Origin of the sequence: Methylophaga nitratireducenticrescens, from assembly GCF_000260985.4 — a bacterium.
In the GTDB taxonomy this organism is placed as follows: Bacteria; Pseudomonadota; Gammaproteobacteria; order Nitrosococcales; family Methylophagaceae; genus Methylophaga; species Methylophaga nitratireducenticrescens.
The window spans coordinates 2,973,244-2,993,047 of the sequence record NC_017857.3; the positions used below are offsets into that span (position 1 = coordinate 2,973,244).

Consider the following 19,804-nt stretch of genomic DNA (forward strand, 5'->3'; position numbering starts at 1 on the left):
CGCTCCCGATTAGTATGTAATATTAAGCAAATTACACGCCAATCAAACTGTCATTTCCAGTAACATACCGCGATATTCTTCTAAAGAACTCCGCAGTACCAGCAATTCCTCAGCTGGGATTTGTCGAATCAGTTCATCCGTTTCTGAATCAATTACCTTAATGATGGTATCGCCACTTTGCTGGTCAATAGAAAATTGCAAAGAACGATTAAGATTTTGCATATAACTGTTTAGCTCAACAACTCGATCCTGAATTGCGGCTATTTGTTCTTCAGTCGCCTCCAATTGCTGGGAGAGCGAATTAGGTTGAGATAATGGATTTACCCGTTGTGTTGCTGCAAGCCCTGAAACAACTTCAGCAGGAACATTGCTGCCCTGCTGAATATTGCCAGAAGTTTGTAATGACAACGAATCCGTTTTAACTATGAAATCGTTTGTAGTCATTCCTTCATCCTCCAAGAGTATCGGGTAAGCGTTTCCCGGCTATTTGCCGGGAAAGCCTCCCGGTAACTTATCCGAGTAATGAAAGTGCTGTCTGAGGCAGGGTATTTGCCTGCGCCAGGATTGACACACCAGCCTGTTGCAAAATCTGCGAACGAGTCAGGTTAGCTGTTTCAGCAGCAAAGTCAGCATCTTGGATACGGCTCCGTGCAGCAGTCAGGTTTTCTGCGTAGTTTTGCAGGTTAGAAATAACCGCTTCAAAACGATTCTGCAGCGCACCATATGTAGCACGTGATTGGTTAACTGTATCTAATGCAGTACTCAAAGCAGATAATGCACCAGAAGCTGCGCCCGCAGTACTTACGTCAATTGTACCCGTAGCCGCCAAATCAGCAGAGTAGCCTGCAATAGCAGTCATACTTACTGTTGATACAGATAGTTGGTTTGTTGCCGCACCACTCGCACCGACCTGAAATGTCAATGAAGTCGCCGCACTCAACAGACCATTACCAGCAAACTCAGTTGTTTGAATGATACGTGAAATTTCTTGAGTTAACTGGTTAACCTCGGCCTGAATACCAGTACGGTTACCGGTCGTGGCGTTAGCTGATTGCACAGCTAATTCACGAATACGTTGTAAATTATTACCAATTTCACCCAAAGCACCCTCAGCCGTTTGACCAAGAGAAATACCATCTGATGCGTTACGAACCGCTTGGTTGGTACCACGGATATCACGAGTCAGCTGTTCAGCGATGAACAGACCTGCCGCATCATCTTTCGCGCTATTAATACGCAGACCAGATGATAAACGTTGCAGTGATTGATTCAGACTGCTTTGTGATGATTCAAGATTACGCTGAGCATTTAATGATGCCAGATTCGAGTTAACAATAACCGCCATGAGAATTCTCCTAGGCTTTTAAGGGCATTTTTACCCCACTAAACATGGCGGACAGACTGTGGAAAACCCAGTATTTACCGCCTCCGAAATGTTTAGCGACCTGCGATTATTTTTCTTTAATCTTTTTTTCAAATAAACCGGAATCCGTCCAAAGCATGTCTTTCCAGGAACCTTGAAGCCATCATGATTAGCCCTGCAATAAGGTTAATGCACTCTGTGGCAAACTGTTTGCCTGTGCCAGAATTGATGTACCTGCCTGCTGCAGGATCTGAGCACGAGTCAATCGGGCTGTTTCAGCTGCAAAATCGGCATCTTCAATCCGACTACGTGCAGCAGTCAAATTCTCTGCATAATTCTGCAGATTAGATATAACGGCTTCAAATCTGTTCTGCAAAGCACCGTAGGTTGCACGAGTCTGGTTAACCGTATCAATATCAGTTGACAATCCTGATAATGCTGCAGATGCATTTGACGCATCACTAACATTGATTGTTCCGGTGGCAGTTAGGTCTAATGAATAACCACCAATACCGGTAATATTAACCGTATCCAGAGTCACTTGGTTATTTGTTGAACCACTGGCTCCAACCTGGAAGACCAGAGAGGTTGCCCCGCTTAACAACTTAGTTCCACTAAATTCTGTAGTTTGAACAATACGCGAAATTTCCTGGGTCAACTGATCTACTTCTTTTTGTAAACCGCTGCGATCACCAACCGTGGCGTTTGACGCCTGGATAGCAATTTCACGAATCCGCTGAAGATTATTGGCTACCTGGCCTAACGCACCCTCAGCAGTCTGTCCTAATGAAATACCATCTGCTGCATTACGAACAGCTTGGTTTGTTCCCCGAATATCTCGAGTAAGTTGTTGAGCCACAAAAAGACCAGCAGCATCATCTTTGGCGCTGTTAACTCGCAAACCAGAGGATAAACGTTGTAAAGCTGTATTCAGATCATTTTGCGAAGTGCTCAGGTTACGCTGAGCATTCAAAGATGCCAGATTACTATTGACGATTAGTGCCATAACACTCTCCCTAATTGAGCGATTCTATTCAGAACCTGCCGGCGTTCCGAACAGGTATGAATTCAACTAAGCAGTGTTCGTGCCAATAATCTTTATTTTTTCAATGTGGTAAGCGTAAACCTAGAAAAATAAAGGGCCAAACAGGCCCTATAGATTTGGTATTAATTTCTTGTCAGCGCCTCAAGCCATTCATCCAGATGATCCTCAAGCATGTAATGCTTAAGAACCCATGCCTTTAATGCTGAACCGGCATCAGCTAATGCCGCTTTATCGGCCAATATTTGCCGGATTGCCGCCACCCATTCATCTACTTGATTTTGCACATAAATAACTGGGGGATTGTTGGTGCGATATGGATAAATATCGGTACAGATAACCGGCCAGCCTAATACTCCATACTCTAATAACCGTAGATTACTTTTTGATTCATTAAAAGGATGGAGTTCCAGTGGCGCGATAGCCAGATCCAGATTCAAGCTGGCAAGTTTTGCAGGGTAATCGGCAATTGGTACAAAATGATGATACTCATGGACATAAGGCTTAATATTTTCTGGACACATGCCCATAAATATCCAATCCACCTCATCTGCAGTCGCCTTAACTACTTCAAACATTATGGCCAGATCACCTTGATGCTGCTGCGCACCGGCCCAACCGACACGAGGCTTTTCGCTTTGATTAGATAACGAAGTGACCGAAAGCCATGGTTCTTTTGGCAAGCGATTAGGAATAACTCTGATATCTTCAATCATACCAGCACAAAGGTCTGCTAAAGGTTGTGTCGAGACAATTAATCTATCCGAAGCTTGCAGCGCGCGCCTCATTCGTGATTTTGCGTCAGCAAAATGACGCTTTATTTCTTTATAGGCTGAACTCTGCTCCGGCACGTTGGTAAGTAAATCATCAATACTATAAACCCGGAAAACATCGGGTAAAAATTCCTTAAGCTGGTCTAATTGCTTAAGTTGGAGATCATTTAAAGCGGCATGAAACAACACTGTCTCCGGTGCAATGCGAGCATATTCCGAGATCATAATCGGTTTGGTGAAATTATGGTTAAACCGATAATATTCACATTGAGCCATTGCTGCATGACTAAGAGCACTAAACGGTTGAATCACTCTGTAATCGCCACTTCCTCCGGACAATGGCAGCCCAAGCACCCGATTTCTATCATGAAAATTGGTATCCCAATTGGTCGGCATTTGGGCTTCGATTTGGATTTCTCTGGATGCAAGAGTCAAATGACGGTTAAAGTAAGGATCATTGGCTATCTGAGGAAGCCACTTTTTCAGCATAAATGTTTTTTCACGCAGAAATCTTCGGGAATTTTCGTCGGCTCTTGGTGAAAATTCGCTTATTTGACTGACACTTCCGTGATGTACTAAGACGGTATAAGGAGTCCAAGTCACTAAGTATCCCTTTTCCCGTACCTCTAGACATAAATTAATATCGTTATAGGATATGGCCAGATTTTCCTCGTCCATCCCCCCGACATCATCATAAATAGATTTTCGAATCATCAAACAGGCAGCTGTTACAGCAGAAAAGTTTTGATCTAAATGCGCACGATCCATATAGCCTGATTCGTGTATATCCCGCACACCCAAGAAAAGATGATCCGCAACACTATCCATGCCCAAAACAACACCTGCATGCTGTATTAATCCAGACTCGGGATAGACTAAACGTGCTCCGACAATGCCAACTTCCGGCCGTTGTGCATGTCTGACCATTCTTTCTAACCACTCGGCGTGCAAAATTTCCGTATCATTATTCAGGAACAGTAAATATTCGCCGTTTGCCTCTTTTGCGGCTAAGTTGCTTATTGCTGCGTAATTGAATGGATAGGGATAGTCCAGCCCCCTAACCCGCTCACCGTGACTTGCCTTAAGCACATTAATGTATTCCAAAATGTCTGGATCTTCGCTTTGGTTATCGACAATAATCAGCTCAAAGTTTGAATAAGTCGTTTTCTGAAGCAGAGAATCAATGCATGGCCGGAGATACTCAATTTTATCTTTTGTTGGAATAATGATAGAAATTAGAGGTGATACAGGCCACTCATATTCTACTCGAATACTGTTTTTGGCCAGTCCCGGTTCAAGATAAGCCTTTATACCCAAACGCTGTAAATGCTGTTCTACGGCCATCTGCATGGTGGGTTGGTTCATTTGCCCATGAATGGTTTCTGGAAGATGAATCAACACATCACTAATATGACCTATTGCAGACGATCCTAAGAATTCAAATGTTTTAAACGTGAGACCATAATTTTCATGCGCGGGAAGCATGTCAAATCCGCCTAAACGTTTGAAAAGGTTAGTTTCGAACATTACTAAACCAGCATAATCTGTGCTTCTCAACATATCGAGATTAAAGTCTGGCTTGAACCGTGGAGAGTGCCTTGTTCCATCTGCGGAAATTAAATCATCATCCGTATAGAACAATTTCTGCTGTGGATAATGATCAATATAGTCTCCCATACTCAATAATGTATTCGCTTCAAACTGCACACCTGCCGGTACAAACATGGCCCAACCATCTACCTGCTGCAGTATCAAATTATTCAGAAAAACGTATGGGTCTTGTTCGGCAGGGAAGCTCTGCCACTCCAAAACATCCAACTCATCAAACATCACATCTGGTGCAAGTCCATCCGCAATAACCGTTAGCTTCCAATTGTGATAGAACTGTTTTGCAAGTGAATCAATGGTATTCGCTAAAAGACTTTCCTCACCCTCAAACATAAACATATATAAATGAAAGGTTGGCTGAACTGACCATCTCATCATTCTTTCTGCATGAAGCTGGGCATCAATTTCTAATAAGGCATGATTTTTAATCCAACGTTGATAATCAATATTTAACTGCCACTCATAAATTTCTGATCGCAGTTGAAGTGCAAGGGCTTTTTGCTCGACGATCTGTTTGTGATCAAGCAGGGCTTTCATTAAATCATGGAGCTCAACGGCATCCTCAGGACTGATTGCATTTTTATAGCGCTGAACAATTGCATCGAAGGCCGCTTTACACACAGTGATTAAAAACAGTTCTCTATCTTCTGCAGAAGATAGAATATTTCTCCTCTTTTCCAACATTGACCGTGCAATCGACAGTAATGGTAGTCCCGTCTGATTCTGTACAGGAAAAAGTTGACTATATATTAGGTCACGGATTTTTTCCGCTTGAGGGTTGATATGCTGCGGCTTAATATTTTTAAAACAAAACTGACAAATTTGCTCAATTTCCTTTAGGTTGAGCAGTACCTCACCTTCAGTGGATAAAATGTCAAACAGTAATTCCTTCAAGGCGGTTTCAGTGAATTCATAGCCTAATGACTTTATCCAGTTAACTAAATCATCCTCTTGAAACAGCGTCAACTGAGCATAGGTGGCCACTTTGAGCACAACCACAAGTACTACTCGTTTTATATTGTCTCTTTTTGCTTCAACGGGCACACCAAAGCTCTCTGCATAACGTTGACCTTCTGTATGGGTCAACCAGTCAGCCGTGGTCAATAAGCTTCCAGGAGAAAGTTTGAACATGGAGGTCGCAAGTGCCATAAACACGTTTATATGGTTTGGATTGGGTGTTTTTTTGATATACCAATGACGTTCAGCTGGTTCTTCCAAAAAAGCGACATTGTTTTGCACATGCAAAGCCGTCATTTGAGCGTCATGACGGCGCCATACTCCCCCCATTGTGCCGGTATAACAGCCAATACCGTATTTATCTTCTAGTAGTTTCAAGACAAATTGTTCACCTACTTGCTTTAATGGTGACGCCACTAAAGCCTCATATCCATATTGCAAGCATTCGGTTCTGAACGCCGCCATATGTAAGGGAACAAAGTTGAATATGGTCAGGAAAGGACCAATAAAAAGAGGACCAGAACGATCCGGGGAAAAGGGAAAACGATTGTGATCGTATCGCGTTTTCGTTTGCTCTATGTATTGCTGCCAGTTGAAAAAAACAAATGGACTTTCAGGATGATGTTTAAATTGATCCAGCGCATCCTCAACAAAGTTATGTTCTAGAAAATCATCGGCCTGTAGAAATGAAAAATATTGGCTATCAGCTTGTCGAATCGCATAAATGCTATTTGCTGTGCCACCAATATTTTTTTCATGGACAAACAATGACACTCGAGGATCTTCAAGATAGGGTTCGATCACCTCAAACGTATTGTCGGTCGAACCATTATCGTAAATCATTAACTTCCAATGGGGAGAAGTCTGATTAATAACCGACTCAAGGGCATCACCAATAAAATGACCATAGTTGTAACTGGTGATGCCGATGGTTAAGATTCCGTCCTGATTTATTGTTGTCATTGTTTTTCCTGAGCTGGTATCTGATATTGGGCTGAAAAGAATTTACTTTCTCAACAAATAGCCATCGGGTGAGCCGGTCAATACCAACTTATGTTCCAATTCTTTATCCCTTTCAAACAGCAATCTAGATCCATCAGCTGCATTGACGGATTCGGTTTCAAGTTTATCCAAATAAGCCCAAACAGCGGTTTTAGGATTATTTCCCTTACCCCAGGAACGTTTTGATGTCATGTCATCAGGCGCATCTTCAATTACCGTATCGCCTACCATGCAATAGCTCCCTGGACTCACTAATGGTGCATACGCTTCTAGCTCAGCCAAGACATGATCATGGGTATGGTTACTATCCAGACAAACCATGATTCTTTTGTAATTTTTAGCAATATCTTTTACTTGGGCAATCATATTCTCATCAATACTCGACCCTTCCAGCATGGTAATTTTTTTACTTAAAGGGTGATTGGCTATAGCGGCTTTATTATGTGTCCTGATTTCAATATCAATCCCCAGCACATGGCCTTTATCTATTTCATCACAAACTTCTAGAATAGCGAGCATTGAAGCGCTATGGATCAAGGTCCCACCCCAAGCGATACCAGCCTCAATAATTAAATCGGGCTTGGCTTTCCATATCATTTCCTGCAAAGCATATAAATCTTGTGGTATCTGGATTATTGGCACGCCTAGCCAGGTAAAGTTATAAACATAGTCAGCCTTTCCAATACCAATTTGATTAAAAAATTCTTGAGAAGCAGCCTGTAATGGCTGGTTGCCAGGATATTGACTAACACGATCAGTAATATCTTGTTTAAATTGTTCTAAGGGCGTTTTTTCCATGATTTTTAACCTTTGATTACGATCGCTATTATCTAAACGTAACAGTACAAAACAAAATCCCCGAACAGAGGAGCATGCTGACGTAAACGGAATTGATATTCTGGAACAAGTTGTCTGACATACTCGGCAATCTCATAGAGATCGCTCGGATAGTGATATACACACAATGCCATTTTGGGTTTATATTTCTTGATCGTTTCTTCAGCGCCCCGAAGGAGAGGCATTTCCATCCCTTCAACATCCGCCTTTAAAAACGTAATGGGTTTTCCTGCAAGATAAGCATCTAAGGTCCATACCACTGAACTAATACGCTCATCAATTTCTGTAGCCTCATCTGTAGCCTCGGCCAACCCATGGCGAAGCGGATCATCATTTACAAAAGTACAATTCATACGTCCTTGTTCAGAGGAAAGACCGGCTTTTACTAATGAAATCTTGCTTTCATCAATGGCCCATTCCTGTGATAACCGTTCCATTCTTTTTGTCATGGCAGCAAACTGTTTATAGCCCGGCTCAAACGCATAGAGATGACGGAAAGTCCCCAGGTTTTCCCAGATAAACCTTTCTACACTATCGCCAACAAACGCGCCGGCATCCACAAATATTTCATTGAAATTGCCAGAAAACTCTGGCAAGCCAAAATACATGTCTTTTTCCATCACCTTCAGGCAACTTTCAACCGAGCCCGTCAGCATCGCGATCAGTAATGCATTAAATGTTTCTACCGATCTTTCATCCTGGAAAAAATTATCTCTAACACTCACTAATCTTGCGTAATTTTTTACCACAAAATAACCGTCAAAAGACATGATAGGAAAATCATAACCGCTCATTTCATCAGCAACCTGTTTCACTACATGCCTTGCTGCAATAAGCATAGCGGAGACTTTTTCTATTTCCGCTTGCTCAGGATACTTAACTAAAACGTTATGTATTTTTGAACCTGTTTTTCTAGCATCTCTATCTAAAAAACAGTCTACTTTAACATCAATATCCTGCAGATATTCACACGCCCATGTGCCTACAAATCCAGCACCATAGATCACTCCACCGTTGATAAAATTTTGATCTATTTCATCCACCAGAGGGGCCAAACTTTTAACTAGTTCAAGAACATCTTCAGAGTTATATTTCATTTCATATTCCATTCTTGGCTTTTAGCATTTATTGCAGTCGGTGAATAGACCGTGGAGACCAGCCCAGGGACAAAGCGGCAATTTCTATTTTTTCAGCATGTAAATAAGGAGCGATGACCAGCAATGCTTCCGGCTGAATCTCATTCGGATCATATATAGATTGCTGCTGAAAATGACTGTTCTGTTTTTGTTTACTGGCATCACACAAACGGTAGTCAATTCCTTTTAACTTCGGCAATAGACTGAATAATTGCGTTGAAAGCCCCCATATTGTCAGTTGAGAATGTTGTTTCGCTAAACTGATAAGTATCTCTGCCTGTTCGTTCAGCGCACGCTTTGCAGAAGACACATAGTTTGCAATATTCTCGGTTACCGCAAATACAGCCGGGCAAGGATGCTCAGTTTTTTGGGCTAAAATCATCAGCGAAGGATACTCAAACTCCGGCGTTGGCAACATTGCTCTTTGACAGGAAACAATTTCAAAACCATGCAGGTTTAACGCGGTATTCAATGATTGAGCTGAATAATGGTAGATATGTTCACGAATGCCCATCCAGAATGCGGTGCCAATCGGTTGTTGGGCATAGTTTTCTGCATCTGGAACTTCAATCAATATATGTCCCTGCTCCATTAAAACGTTATGGGCATTTTTAAGAACAGAGTCTAAATCATGAATATGTTCCAGAACATGAAAATACGTCAATAAACGTTGACTGCTAACAGCAAATGGCAACGATAAAGCGCCGCCGGTTTGAAAACTGATTTGTAAATCATCACTGTTTTTCTGGCTAACAGGCATGCTTTTTATATCCACATCCACACCAATGCAGTGGGCTTGCCAACCTTGCTTATTTAGCCATTGTAAAAAACCGCCCCGCCCACAACCAATATCCGTAATAGGAGTGTTTTCCAAACCAGCGTTCGATATAAAATTATAGTAGTGCTGATATTTCGTCACATTTGCGGGTGAGGTAATATCAAAATGGTCATTTTCAAAATAGCTACATTCATTGGCATAAAATTTGGCCAAAGTTTCATCATCAATATTCGCGACATAGACCAGTCCGCAGTTATTACAGCTATGCCATTTGGCTGTGTAATTAAAGATTGATGCATCCAGACCACTATATTCCCAATCGGTCAAATGCTGGGTCTCTGCAAGGCAAGCAGGACAAATTTCTTCATTTCTCACGTGCTTACCTGCTCGCATTTAACTTGGTTAAAAGTACTTCTTTGTAGCGATCAATATTATCAACTTGAGCATATTTAATATGGCCACAGTTACGGCAAATCGGATTGGTCTTTCGCTGACCTTCCAGATGAAGAACTCTTAGCTCCATCATTTTTTCAGAGTTCCATATTTGCTTGAGCGTTTGCTCTTTTAAATCCCCAATGACCAGTTTTTGATCCCAGTCGGGACAGCACGCACTGATGGTTCCATCCGCATTCACAGCCATGGCATAAAAAAGATAACTGCACACGCTTTTTTCTTCCAGACTTTGCTGATATTGACCTTGGTCCATCTGCACCTCAAAGCCACTTCTTTCTTCTATATCAAATTCAGGCCAGATGGGGGCTATGCTTTCCACAAAAATTCGATCGCAATACTCGCCAAAAGTATCGTAAAACTCTCGCTGCTGATCAGGACTAAGATAGTTACCAGGGACTTTTATGGTCACTTCACAGTCGCCTTTATTGGCATATAGCCATTTGATTTTTCTAACAAAATCAGGGAAATCTATTTTAACTTTTGCGTGCTGCAGATATTGCTCAGCATTAATGCCTTCCAATGAGATATTCAGACGATCCAACCCCGCTGAAATCATTTTTGTCAGCAACTCTTCCGTAAACAAAGCGCCATTGGTGGCAAGATCAATATGCTGAACACGTCCACTGTTTTTGGCTAAGGCAATCATTTCTGGAAGCTGCTTATTTAATAAGGGCTCACCAATCTTATTCATTCGCATCACTTTCAGTGGTTGCGAAAATTCAGCTAGCTCATCAATTAATTTTTCGAACAATCCTAACCCCATCAAACTTCGTTTGTAATCAGAGTTTTTAATCAAATCAATGTGCCCAGTCGGACAAAACTGACACCGAAAGTTACAGGCACTGGAAGGATCGACATACAGCAGAAAAGGTGTTTCTAAAGGAATCACATTCTGCAACTCGACTCTGTCTTCCGGGTTGAGTTTTGATTTAACTTCAGCTTTCATTATTGACTCCAGCATTGTTGGCTCGCTGATAACGTTCCGATGGTATCGCGTAAATTACGGCGCCTGTGCCGCAACCACTGTGCATCCGGAAAAAGAACTGGTAGTTATCTAATGTTTTCATTAACCACGCTGCCATTTTGTATAGTCCTAAACTATTGTGATAAGCCGTGCTTGCCACGATGGGTCGATGTTTACGCAATGTTTTTTCGGCCCCTTGCAACACATTCAGCTCCTCCCCTTCCAGATGTAATTTCATGAAGGTTACCGGCACATCAAAGGCATCAAATGTCTTAACACTAATAGTGGTATCACCGATTTCGGTAAGCTGACATGCATATCCCGCGCCAGCAAAAAATTGACGCCTCCCTGAAACATTTGACAAGGCTGTACCATACAGATGAACTTGGTCTCGGCTGATAAGTTTCGACAGCTTCGACTGTATCAGGGACAGATTGTCAGGATCAGGTTCAAATATCCATAACGACTCATAGTGATAATCGACAGCATCCAGAAGCAATAAAGACGTTTCTCCATGATGAGCACCAATATCAGCAATAACTTCTTGCTGATGCACGACTGACTTCACTTCTGGAATCAAATAGCGGTTATCTGGTTGCATTTCAGCCCCAGCAAACAGCCAATCTTGACGAAGGTGCCGCCAAGCAATGAACTGAAGGTGGTAGGCGCGAGACTGAGGATCGTTCCACTGCTCCATCACAGTTAAAATCTGTTCTGCCTCTTCCGTTGATAGCTGAGCGCAAAACCAACCATTACTAAGTGGGTGCTTATCGCGATAAGCTTCGCTAATATCATAGAAGTGCACCACATCTTGCCACCCCTGTTCAGTCAATGTTTCCTGTAACGGATAAAACACCGTATTGGCAACACATATGGCTAATAAAGATGAGAGTTTTAATTGTAATGGTACTTCTTCGGGAAGAAGCAAGGTTACATCTTGCCAAAAAGGATCCTGCCGATGCTGATTCGCTTGCTGATCCACCACAGCATCAATTTTAATGCCCAGTCGATCACAATACAGTTTAGCCATTCTGCCCAAATTCCCAGCCCCGTAAAACACAAGTGGTTTATCCACATGACGGCCAGGATCGGTTATCTTTTGCTGCACCAATTGATACACAAGCTGTTTGACCATTGCCATATCAGGTAATGAATCAAATTGCCTCAGCATAATGAAGCTACTCCTGTGGCCCATTTAGTCAGCAGCTTATCCTGTGGAAAATAACGGTGAAAATGTAATGCTGATCCTTTTGTTTCCTCCATCATGCTATGACGCAAATAATCATCCTCTGGACGCTCAACAAAGCCATCGTTTTTAAATAATTCTGCATGTTGTTGGCAGGATAAGAACCACTGGGCAGGTGTTTCCCCAAAAATGTCATCAAAGGCAATTGTCTTTTTTTGTGTTTGCATCGCCAAGTTGTATTGTTCATCAAAGGCTCGCTGCATTTTCCCTGATGCATGACGTTGACGAACAAATGCTGCTGCATTTTCCCCAATTTCTGTTCGTTGTTGAGGATGCTGTTGCAGCCATAGAATCGCTTCAGCAAAACTCGCCTGATCGTTAACCACTAGACCGGTTTTACCATGCTCAACAATTTCACACTCAGCAGGATTATTTAACACCAATGGCACGATGCCCATTGCCATTGCTTCCAGCAAGGCATTTTCATTGGTTCCATAGTGTCTCGGATTTTGTAGATACGCCAACACATTAATTTTATCTAATGATTTGGCGACATCATGTATGTAACCAGTAAACATTAACAAATCAGTTCGGCCTAAACGCTTCGTTTGTGCTATCAGCGTGTCGGCATTAAAGTCGTCGCCAATCATCGTCACTGTGAAGGGTGTTAATTCAACCTTAGACAGATAATAAATGTAGTCTGGATGCAATTTAGCGAAGTTAAAACTCCCAAGATAACCTACAGACAAAGGTTTTTGTGGCTGACAGGCTGCCGATCTGGGCCAATTTTCCAGACCATTATTGCTATGAATAACCGCCAACTTTTCGTTATTTACTTCCAGCATGGACTGTATTGATTCAGCCTGATAGGTGCAGGCTGACGTCATAATAAAGCGTGAAGACTTTTCCAGTAGTGCGTCAGGAATAATTTCATTATATAAACCAGAAACATGGCACCAGACCACCAGCCTCATTGGCAGATGACAGCATTTTAATAAAGCCGAAATAGTTGTTGGATGGCGCCACCATTCCAGTTGCACGATATCTGCATCGGTTATCAGTTGTTTTAGATGTTGCTCATCAGGTTCGACTATTACTTGATAGCCAGAAGCGATGATCAACTTTATAAAATGATCTTTTTCAGCCTGCTCTAAACAAACAAACACATGCTCCACATGATGTTCTGATGGTTGAAGCAAACCTGATAATGCCCGCCCAACCCCTCCTCCCAGATGTGGAGTGAGGTGAATTACTTTCACTACCGACTCGCCAAATGTGCCTTGAATCGTTCGAGTAAGACAGGTTGATAAGGGTCAATATTGTCAGGCAGACAGTGCGTCAGTTGGCCACAATTATTGCAGACAGGATGTTCGTTGCGTCTTCCTTCCAAATGCTGAAGGCGTAAATTGTTAAACTCGGTCGAATTCCATATTTCCCGTAAGCTGTGCTCACGTATATCACCCACAATCAAGCGTCGCTCCCAATCAAGGAAACAAGAGCTCACCAATCCATCGGCATTGACTGACATGCCATAGAAAATGTATGGGCAGGTATCGGTTCGGGTAATAGGTTGGTTATAAATTCCTTCTGTAATCTCTATCCCGGTTTTTTCTTCGACATCAAATTGAGGCCAACAAGGCGCGAAGTTTTCCAACGAAATACGATCACAATAATCGCCAAATACGTCAAAAAATTCCTGTTGCTGTTTTTCAGTAATAAGCTCTTTAGGAATTTTCATTACAATTTCACAATTGCCTTTATTGGCATATAACCATTTGACGTTTTCTACAAACTGTTCAAAATCAAAGTTGAAATTGGTAAATTTTTTGTACTGCTCTTTGTTCATGCCATCAACAGAGATATTAATTTTATCTAAGCCTGCCTCAATGATAGGCCCCATCCTCTCAGGGGTCATCAAAGAGCCATTGGTCGTGGTGTCAATATATTCCACAAACGGGCTTTGTTTGGCATAAGCGACCATCTTTGCCATCTCTTTATTCAGTAATGGCTCGCCATCTTTATACATTCTCAACACTTTTATGGGCTTATCAAAGCCAGCCAGATCATCAATCACTTTCTGAAATACTTCGAACTTCATTCTGCCAACAAAACGGCCAGTATCTTTAATCAGATCTTTATGACCTGTAGGGCAAAAAGTACATTCAAAATTACAGGCACTGGCAGGATCAACAAATACGATCATTGGCGTAGCTAAAGGGATGACATCCTGTAAAGCAGTGCGCTCCTCCAAATTAATTCTAGGTTTAACTACAGCTTTCATTTGTTTCCCCTAATCTCGTATTATTCAAGATATTATCCATTGATTTAATTTGCCTGCATCCCCCCAAAACGCCATAGCTTCATAATCTGGATATGGGTAATACCCCAGATTAAGTTCTATATTGCTTTGGCGCGCAGCTATAAAATTTTTCACCAACTCTAAAATGGTTATCGGCTCGCCACTGCATATATTGAGGATACCGTTACAATCTTGTCGTTCTATGACTTTAAGCAAATATTGCGCCACAGTCTCAACAGCCAGATAATCTCTTACCTGTTCGCCGCCAGACATATTAAAAACAGGGTCGCCATTTTCAATCGCCTGCTCTAATTGAGATAACAGACTGTTTGCATGTTGGCCTGAGCCATACGTGTAAAACAAACGACACCATTGAAGTATAAAAGGTCGCTGTTTCTGCATGGAAATTAACCATTGCCTAAGATGATCTTTTGCCTGAGCATAGGAGACATCTGGAAATACCGGCATAGATTCCGTAAGTCGTCCTTCTTGTTTACCATATTCAAGGCAGGTTCCCGTCACCAGAATATGTTTGGTTCCAGCCTCAATCATGGTTTGTAAAAACTGCTTGTGTGCCGGTAAAACAATGTCCAGATGAAAGCTTTGTTGATAATTTGGCAGCCCACTCCACGCTAAATGAATGAGTGCATCATGACTGGCTATCGTGTCAGGCAACTTAGTCTCGGGTTGCTCTATGTCAGCTTCAATACTATCGACCTGATGTCCCCAACCCGTATTGAGAACATTCGATTTATCTCGTGTAATTACCGTGATCTGATGCCCTTGTCGAAGTGCTTGAACGACGAAATGATTTCCGATAAATCCGGTGGCCCCTGTGACCAGTAATTTCATGGTAAAACCTTCAACTGCGGAATAGCCGTGACAAACTGTCCACCCCATTGCCGAATATGCCCCTGCTGTTGCATCACCTCATCAGCAATATTCCAGGGCAAAATCAATACAAAATCTGGTTTTTCTAAGGTGATTTGATCGGGTGCTAAAATCGGAATATGCGATCCTGGAAGAAATTTTCCTTGCTTTGATGCTGCAGCATCTACCACCAAAGGCAGTAAATCAGTTGAGATACCAGCATAGTTGAGTAAGGTATTACCTTTTGCTGCTGCACCATACGCTATCACTGATTTGTTCAATCGCTTTTGCTTGGTTAAAAAATCAATTAACTGCTGTTTAATTTGTTCGGCATACCATTGGAATCCGGTATAGGTGCTCAGGGTGGATAATCCAAAGGTTTTTTCTTCCACTAATAAACTGATGACGGTGGGTTGGGTACTGCGTTTATCACCCTCATGGCAGGCATAAATTCTCAAGCTACCACCATGGGTTGGCAGTGTTTCTACATCAAAAACTCTTAATCCGGCCTGGTCAAAGATATGACAGACTGTGGTGAGAGAGAGGTAGGAAAAATGCTCATGGTAAACCGTATCAAACTGTCGATGCTGAATGAGCTGAAGCAAGTGTGGGAACTCTAAAGTAATGGTTCCCTCATTTTTAAGCAGGGCCTTTAATCCCGCTGTGAAATCGTTTATATCCGGTACATGTGCATAAACGTTATTACCAATGATCAGCTCAGCCTGTTTACCTTGTTCAGTAAGTTGTTGCGCCAGTTGCTCACCAAAAAACTCACGAATGATAGGGATCCCCAATTTTTCAGCATGGTCAGCAGTGCTGTCAGTAGGCTCAATACCTAAACAAGGAATTGCTGCAGCCACAAAGTTTTTTAATAAATAGCCATCATTCGCCGCGACTTCGACGACCAAACTATTCTGATCCAGCTGCAGGCGTTGGGTAATCTGATGACAGTAGCGTTCAGCATGCAATAACCAGCCTTGTGAAACTGAGGAAAAATAGGCGTAATCATGTGTAAACAGGTTATCCGCCGCAGTGACATCTTCTGTCTGGACCAACCAACACTGATCACACACATACAGCTTTAATGGAAATTTTGTTTCAGGCTGGGTAAGTTGTTCAGCCGTTAAATAGGCGTTTGAGGGTGGGGCCACGCCAAGATCCAGAAACGTATGGATTAATGGTTTTTTACAATGCCTGCAGTTCATCCAGATAAATCCTTTAACCACTTCTCCACTGTCGGTAATTCGGCATCTCTTATCGATAAGTTATTTACCGGCAGTGGCCAATCGATCGCTAAATCAGGGTCTTGAACATGGACGCCCGCTTCAGCCATTTCGGCATAAAAAGCGGTATGAAAGTAAATTAATTCACTTTCTGCCGCTAATGCCTGAAAACCGTGCGCACAACCTTCTGGAATGACGATCATCGTATTGTTTTCCTGACTCAATTCTTCAGCATGCCATTGGAGAAAGGTCGGAGAATCAGGCCGTAAATCCACCATGACATCCCATACACTGCCTTGAATACAACGGATAAACTTCATTTCGGCCTCAGGAGAACGCTGATAATGCAGTCCTCTAACAGTACCCTGAATTGTCGTTCGGCTGAAGTTCACTTGTTTAACTTCGCGGTGGGCAAGGATAGGGGCCAATGTTTTCTGGCAAAACAATCTGGAAAACTGTCCTCGCTGATCTGTAAACGAAGTTTGTTTGATGACAAAAGCATCAGGAATATCCAGCGATATCAGTTGCTTTGTCATAACCAGCAGACACTTGCTTTGTTGGCGTCTTCAATATAATTTCGCCACTGACTTGCTGTATCCACCCGCCCTTCTTCTACTAATTTCTTGTACCAAAGCGCTGTACTTTCAGTGGCTTTATTCAAGTCCCAGACGGGCTTCCAATCTAATTGTTTACGAGCTTTGTCACTATTAATACCAAGACAGATTGTCTCATGTTGTGCGTCTCGTTTTGCAATATGCCATGTAAATGTTGGCCAATGTGCATGGATGGACTCCAGCACATCACTCACTGTGGCAATTTGCCCCGAGACAGGACCAAAATTCCAGGCCTGAGCGCAAGATTGCTCTCGCTCCCATAATTTTTGCCCCAATAGCAGATAACCACTCAAGGAGTCCAAAACATGTTGCCATGGCCTTGAGGATTCTGGAGACCGAACTTCTAATGGAATTTTTTTTGTGACACTTCTGGCAGCATCCGGGATCAATCGATCTACCGACCAGTCTCCCCCGCCAATGACATTCCCTGCTCGGGCAGAGGCCAATAAAACATCTTGCTGATTGAAATATGATTTTCGGTAACTATCAACAACCAGTTCTGTCGCCGCTTTGGAAGCACTGTAAGGATCATGACCGCCCAGACGATCAGATTCCGTGTATCCGTCTTTTTTTTCATGATTCTCATAGCACTTATCACTGGTGATAACCACAATGGCTTTAACCGAAGGTACGTGACGACAGGCTTCTAACAAGTTAACAGTACCCATTACATTGGTTGACCAAGTCTCAATAGGTTCACTATATGAAAGCCTGACAATGGGTTGAGCCGCCAAGTGAAAAACTATATCGGGCTGCCAGTCTGAAATAACTTCAGATAAGGTTTGATAGTCACGGATATCAGTGAGCTTTTGTTGAATATCGAGCTTTAATAAAGCCCAATGATTGGGCTCAGTATCAGGCTCCAAAGCAATGCCATGCACTTTGGCCCCCATTTGGGATAACCAAAATGTTAACCAACTTCCTTTAAACCCGGTATGACCCGTTACTAATACTTTTTTATTACGATAAATGTCAGCAAACATTACTCCCAAACCTTCCAGGGTGCAGTTGTCTGCCATAGATTTTCCAGGCTGACTTTATCACGTAGCGTATCCATTGCTTTCCAAAATCCCGTATGGCGATAGGCCATTAAAGCCTGCTGGTCAGCCAGTTTTTTTAACGGTGACTCTTCCCATGCTGTCGTTGGACCATCTATAAACTCAATAACCTCGGGTTCCAGCACAAAAAAACCGCCATTGATCCATGAGCCATCACCTGCTGGTTTTTCTTGAAACTGTTCAACACTCTCACTATTTAAATTAAGTGCACCATATCGACCAGGTGGTTGAATAGCTGTAACCGTGGCTAACTTGCCATGTGATTGATGGAACTCAATCAGTTTTTGAATATTAATATCGGAAACGCCATCACCGTAAGTAAAGCAAAATGTTTCATTGCCAATATAATCTCTTACTTTCTTTAAACGTCCGCCAGTTTGAGTATCTTCCCCTGTTTCAATCAACGTGATTTTCCATGGCTCAACATGCTTTTCATGGACTTGCATTTCATTATTAGCCATATCAAACGTCACATCTGACATATGCAGGAAGTAATTAGCGAAATACTCTTTAACAACATATCCCTTGTAGCCCAGACAGATAATGAACTCATTAACACCGTAGTGAGAGTACTGTTTCATGATATGCCAAATAATAGGTTTGCCACCAATGGTAATCATGGGTTTGGGTTTGAGATGAGACTCTTCACTTATTCTGGTGCCAAGGCCACCGGCAAGAATGACTGCTTTCATAGTTAATCTACTGTGATTAAGTTGCGTCTAAGTGTTTCACAAAAAGTTAAACAAAGATAATCCCTGCACTTTTACATAAACCTGTTGAGCAGCTTGCAATCCGACTGATTTCAAATTTAACTGCGTGATAGCTTCAGCATAGTCGAGATCTTCTATTTGAGAAAGTGTGGTGGTCATACTGAACTGTGAACTGTCATTGATTTCACGTTGTTGTTCTACTGCATTTTGCCGTGTGCCAATCCGTGTGCGGGCATCCAGAGATGCATTCATCGCATAATCCATATTCGCCAAAAAATCACCGTCATTCGGTGCAGTTCCGACAGTTCCGGTGGAGAGAGCGGTAGTAAAATCCTGAATGGTCTGGAAAATGGCCTGATTGGGACCAGCAACCGTCTGGGTAATAAACAAACCATCACCTGGTTCATTAATCTCAACCAGATAGCCATCACTGACTCGTAATTGTCGTTGTCCGCCATCGCCGTTATAGGCATACGTTGTTGTATCAAATGGTTGCACATCAGATTGATAACCGGAAAACAGATATTCCCCATTCGAGTCCGTGGTGTTTGCCAGGGCGACCAATGTTTCATTCAATTGATTAATCTCTTCGGCAATACCCCGACGTGATTCAGTACTATTTGTATCATTCAGCGCCTGTACTGCCAGCTCACGAATTCGTTGCATAATATCGCCAGCACTTTTTAGTGTTCCATCGGTTGTACTCAAACGACTATCAGCGACATCGGCATTGTCTTGATACTGTTGCGACAATCCGATTTGTCTTTGTAAGTCCAGCATTTTGACGGCACCGATGGGATCATCCGACGGTGTTTGAATCCGTTTTCCCGACGACACTTGTAATTGGGTTTTAGCCAATTCATTTTGCTGCCTCAGCATGGCCTCCAGGCCTTGTTGAGTAATACTATTTGTGGAGATACGCATGGGTTAA

At 42.4% G+C, this 19,804-nt stretch carries 17 protein-coding genes; all 17 read right to left on the reverse strand.

Annotated features, from left to right (window positions below):
- Window positions 1-42 precede the first annotated feature (42 nt).
- The gene (locus Q7A_RS14270) at window positions 43-444 is read right to left on the reverse strand and encodes a flagellar protein FlaG (RefSeq protein WP_014707544.1); all 402 of its coding nucleotides are present in this window, start codon (window positions 442-444) and stop codon (window positions 43-45) included.
- 67 nt (window positions 445-511) lie between these two features.
- The gene (locus Q7A_RS14275; RefSeq protein WP_014707545.1) at window positions 512-1,345 is read right to left on the reverse strand and encodes a flagellin N-terminal helical domain-containing protein; all 834 of its coding nucleotides are present in this window, start codon (window positions 1,343-1,345) and stop codon (window positions 512-514) included.
- 187 nt (window positions 1,346-1,532) lie between these two features.
- A complete protein-coding gene (locus Q7A_RS14280; RefSeq protein WP_014707546.1) occupies window positions 1,533-2,369 on the reverse strand; it encodes a flagellin N-terminal helical domain-containing protein in 837 nt (278 codons plus the stop codon).
- Window positions 2,370-2,530: 161 nt separating this feature from the next.
- Window positions 2,531-6,706, reverse strand: a complete 4,176-nt coding sequence (locus Q7A_RS14285) for a glycosyltransferase (protein WP_014707547.1) — start codon at window positions 6,704-6,706, stop codon at window positions 2,531-2,533.
- Window positions 6,707-6,748: 42 nt separating this feature from the next.
- Window positions 6,749-7,543: a cephalosporin hydroxylase family protein gene (locus Q7A_RS14290; RefSeq protein ID WP_014707548.1), complete on the reverse strand. Its 795-nt coding sequence runs from the start codon at window positions 7,541-7,543 to the stop codon at window positions 6,749-6,751.
- 32 nt (window positions 7,544-7,575) lie between these two features.
- Window positions 7,576-8,679: an FkbM family methyltransferase gene (locus tag Q7A_RS14295; RefSeq protein ID WP_014707549.1), complete on the reverse strand. Its 1,104-nt coding sequence runs from the start codon at window positions 8,677-8,679 to the stop codon at window positions 7,576-7,578.
- A gap of 28 nt (window positions 8,680-8,707) precedes the next feature.
- A complete protein-coding gene (locus Q7A_RS14300; RefSeq protein ID WP_014707550.1) occupies window positions 8,708-9,871 on the reverse strand; it encodes a class I SAM-dependent methyltransferase in 1,164 nt (387 codons plus the stop codon).
- A gap of 4 nt (window positions 9,872-9,875) precedes the next feature.
- A complete protein-coding gene (locus Q7A_RS14305; RefSeq protein ID WP_014707551.1) occupies window positions 9,876-10,895 on the reverse strand; it encodes a radical SAM/SPASM domain-containing protein in 1,020 nt (339 codons plus the stop codon).
- Entirely contained in the window at window positions 10,885-12,084 is a 1,200-nt protein-coding gene (locus Q7A_RS14310) for an FkbM family methyltransferase (RefSeq protein ID WP_014707552.1), read from the reverse strand. The genes Q7A_RS14305 and Q7A_RS14310 overlap by 11 nt, the downstream gene beginning before the upstream one ends.
- Window positions 12,078-13,358, reverse strand: coding sequence for a glycosyltransferase family 4 protein (locus Q7A_RS14315; RefSeq protein WP_014707553.1), 1,281 nt, complete (start codon window positions 13,356-13,358; stop codon window positions 12,078-12,080). Before Q7A_RS14315 ends, Q7A_RS14310 begins: the two co-directional genes overlap by 7 nt.
- A complete protein-coding gene (locus Q7A_RS14320) occupies window positions 13,358-14,380 on the reverse strand; it encodes a radical SAM protein (RefSeq protein WP_014707554.1) in 1,023 nt (340 codons plus the stop codon). Before Q7A_RS14320 ends, Q7A_RS14315 begins: the two co-directional genes overlap by 1 nt.
- A gap of 24 nt (window positions 14,381-14,404) precedes the next feature.
- Complete coding sequence (locus Q7A_RS14325) at window positions 14,405-15,250, reverse strand: NAD-dependent epimerase/dehydratase family protein (RefSeq protein ID WP_014707555.1); 846 nt, start codon at window positions 15,248-15,250, stop codon at window positions 14,405-14,407.
- Window positions 15,247-16,473, reverse strand: a complete 1,227-nt coding sequence (locus tag Q7A_RS14330; protein ID WP_014707556.1) for a class I SAM-dependent methyltransferase — start codon at window positions 16,471-16,473, stop codon at window positions 15,247-15,249. The genes Q7A_RS14325 and Q7A_RS14330 overlap by 4 nt, the downstream gene beginning before the upstream one ends.
- A complete protein-coding gene (locus tag Q7A_RS14335) occupies window positions 16,470-17,027 on the reverse strand; it encodes a dTDP-4-dehydrorhamnose 3,5-epimerase family protein (protein WP_014707557.1) in 558 nt (185 codons plus the stop codon). The genes Q7A_RS14330 and Q7A_RS14335 overlap by 4 nt, the downstream gene beginning before the upstream one ends.
- The gene (rfbG, locus tag Q7A_RS14340; RefSeq protein ID WP_014707558.1) at window positions 17,024-18,124 is read right to left on the reverse strand and encodes a CDP-glucose 4,6-dehydratase; all 1,101 of its coding nucleotides are present in this window, start codon (window positions 18,122-18,124) and stop codon (window positions 17,024-17,026) included. The genes Q7A_RS14335 and rfbG overlap by 4 nt, the downstream gene beginning before the upstream one ends.
- The gene (rfbF, locus tag Q7A_RS14345; protein WP_014707559.1) at window positions 18,088-18,855 is read right to left on the reverse strand and encodes a glucose-1-phosphate cytidylyltransferase; all 768 of its coding nucleotides are present in this window, start codon (window positions 18,853-18,855) and stop codon (window positions 18,088-18,090) included. Before rfbF ends, rfbG begins: the two co-directional genes overlap by 37 nt.
- Window positions 18,856-18,891: 36 nt before the next feature.
- The gene (gene flgL, locus Q7A_RS14350) at window positions 18,892-19,797 is read right to left on the reverse strand and encodes a flagellar hook-associated protein FlgL (protein ID WP_014707560.1); all 906 of its coding nucleotides are present in this window, start codon (window positions 19,795-19,797) and stop codon (window positions 18,892-18,894) included.
- Window positions 19,798-19,804: the final 7 nt, after the last annotated feature.

What these genes read in the sequence shown, in the direction of transcription:
- Q7A_RS14270 (WP_014707544.1), bottom strand. Translation starts at nt 444, where the DNA reads ATGACTACAAACGATTTCATAGTTAAAACGGATTCGTTGTCATTACAA.
- Q7A_RS14275 (WP_014707545.1), bottom strand. Translation starts at nt 1,345, where the DNA reads ATGGCGGTTATTGTTAACTCGAATCTGGCATCATTAAATGCTCAGCGT.
- Q7A_RS14280 (WP_014707546.1), bottom strand. Translation starts at nt 2,369, where the DNA reads ATGGCACTAATCGTCAATAGTAATCTGGCATCTTTGAATGCTCAGCGT.
- Q7A_RS14285 (WP_014707547.1), bottom strand. Translation starts at nt 6,706, where the DNA reads ATGACAACAATAAATCAGGACGGAATCTTAACCATCGGCATCACCAGT.
- Q7A_RS14290 (WP_014707548.1), bottom strand. Translation starts at nt 7,543, where the DNA reads ATGGAAAAAACGCCCTTAGAACAATTTAAACAAGATATTACTGATCGT.
- Q7A_RS14295 (WP_014707549.1), bottom strand. Translation starts at nt 8,679, where the DNA reads ATGAAATATAACTCTGAAGATGTTCTTGAACTAGTTAAAAGTTTGGCC.
- Q7A_RS14305 (WP_014707551.1), bottom strand. Translation starts at nt 10,895, where the DNA reads ATGAAAGCTGAAGTTAAATCAAAACTCAACCCGGAAGACAGAGTCGAG.
- Q7A_RS14310 (WP_014707552.1), bottom strand. Translation starts at nt 12,084, where the DNA reads ATGCTGAGGCAATTTGATTCATTACCTGATATGGCAATGGTCAAACAG.
- Q7A_RS14320 (WP_014707554.1), bottom strand. Translation starts at nt 14,380, where the DNA reads ATGAAAGCTGTAGTTAAACCTAGAATTAATTTGGAGGAGCGCACTGCT.
- Q7A_RS14325 (WP_014707555.1), bottom strand. Translation starts at nt 15,250, where the DNA reads ATGAAATTACTGGTCACAGGGGCCACCGGATTTATCGGAAATCATTTC.
- Q7A_RS14330 (WP_014707556.1), bottom strand. Translation starts at nt 16,473, where the DNA reads ATGAACTGCAGGCATTGTAAAAAACCATTAATCCATACGTTTCTGGAT.
- Q7A_RS14335 (WP_014707557.1), bottom strand. Translation starts at nt 17,027, where the DNA reads ATGACAAAGCAACTGATATCGCTGGATATTCCTGATGCTTTTGTCATC.
- rfbG (WP_014707558.1), bottom strand. Translation starts at nt 18,124, where the DNA reads ATGGCAGACAACTGCACCCTGGAAGGTTTGGGAGTAATGTTTGCTGAC.
- rfbF (WP_014707559.1), bottom strand. Translation starts at nt 18,855, where the DNA reads ATGAAAGCAGTCATTCTTGCCGGTGGCCTTGGCACCAGAATAAGTGAA.
- flgL (WP_014707560.1), bottom strand. Translation starts at nt 19,797, where the DNA reads ATGCGTATCTCCACAAATAGTATTACTCAACAAGGCCTGGAGGCCATG.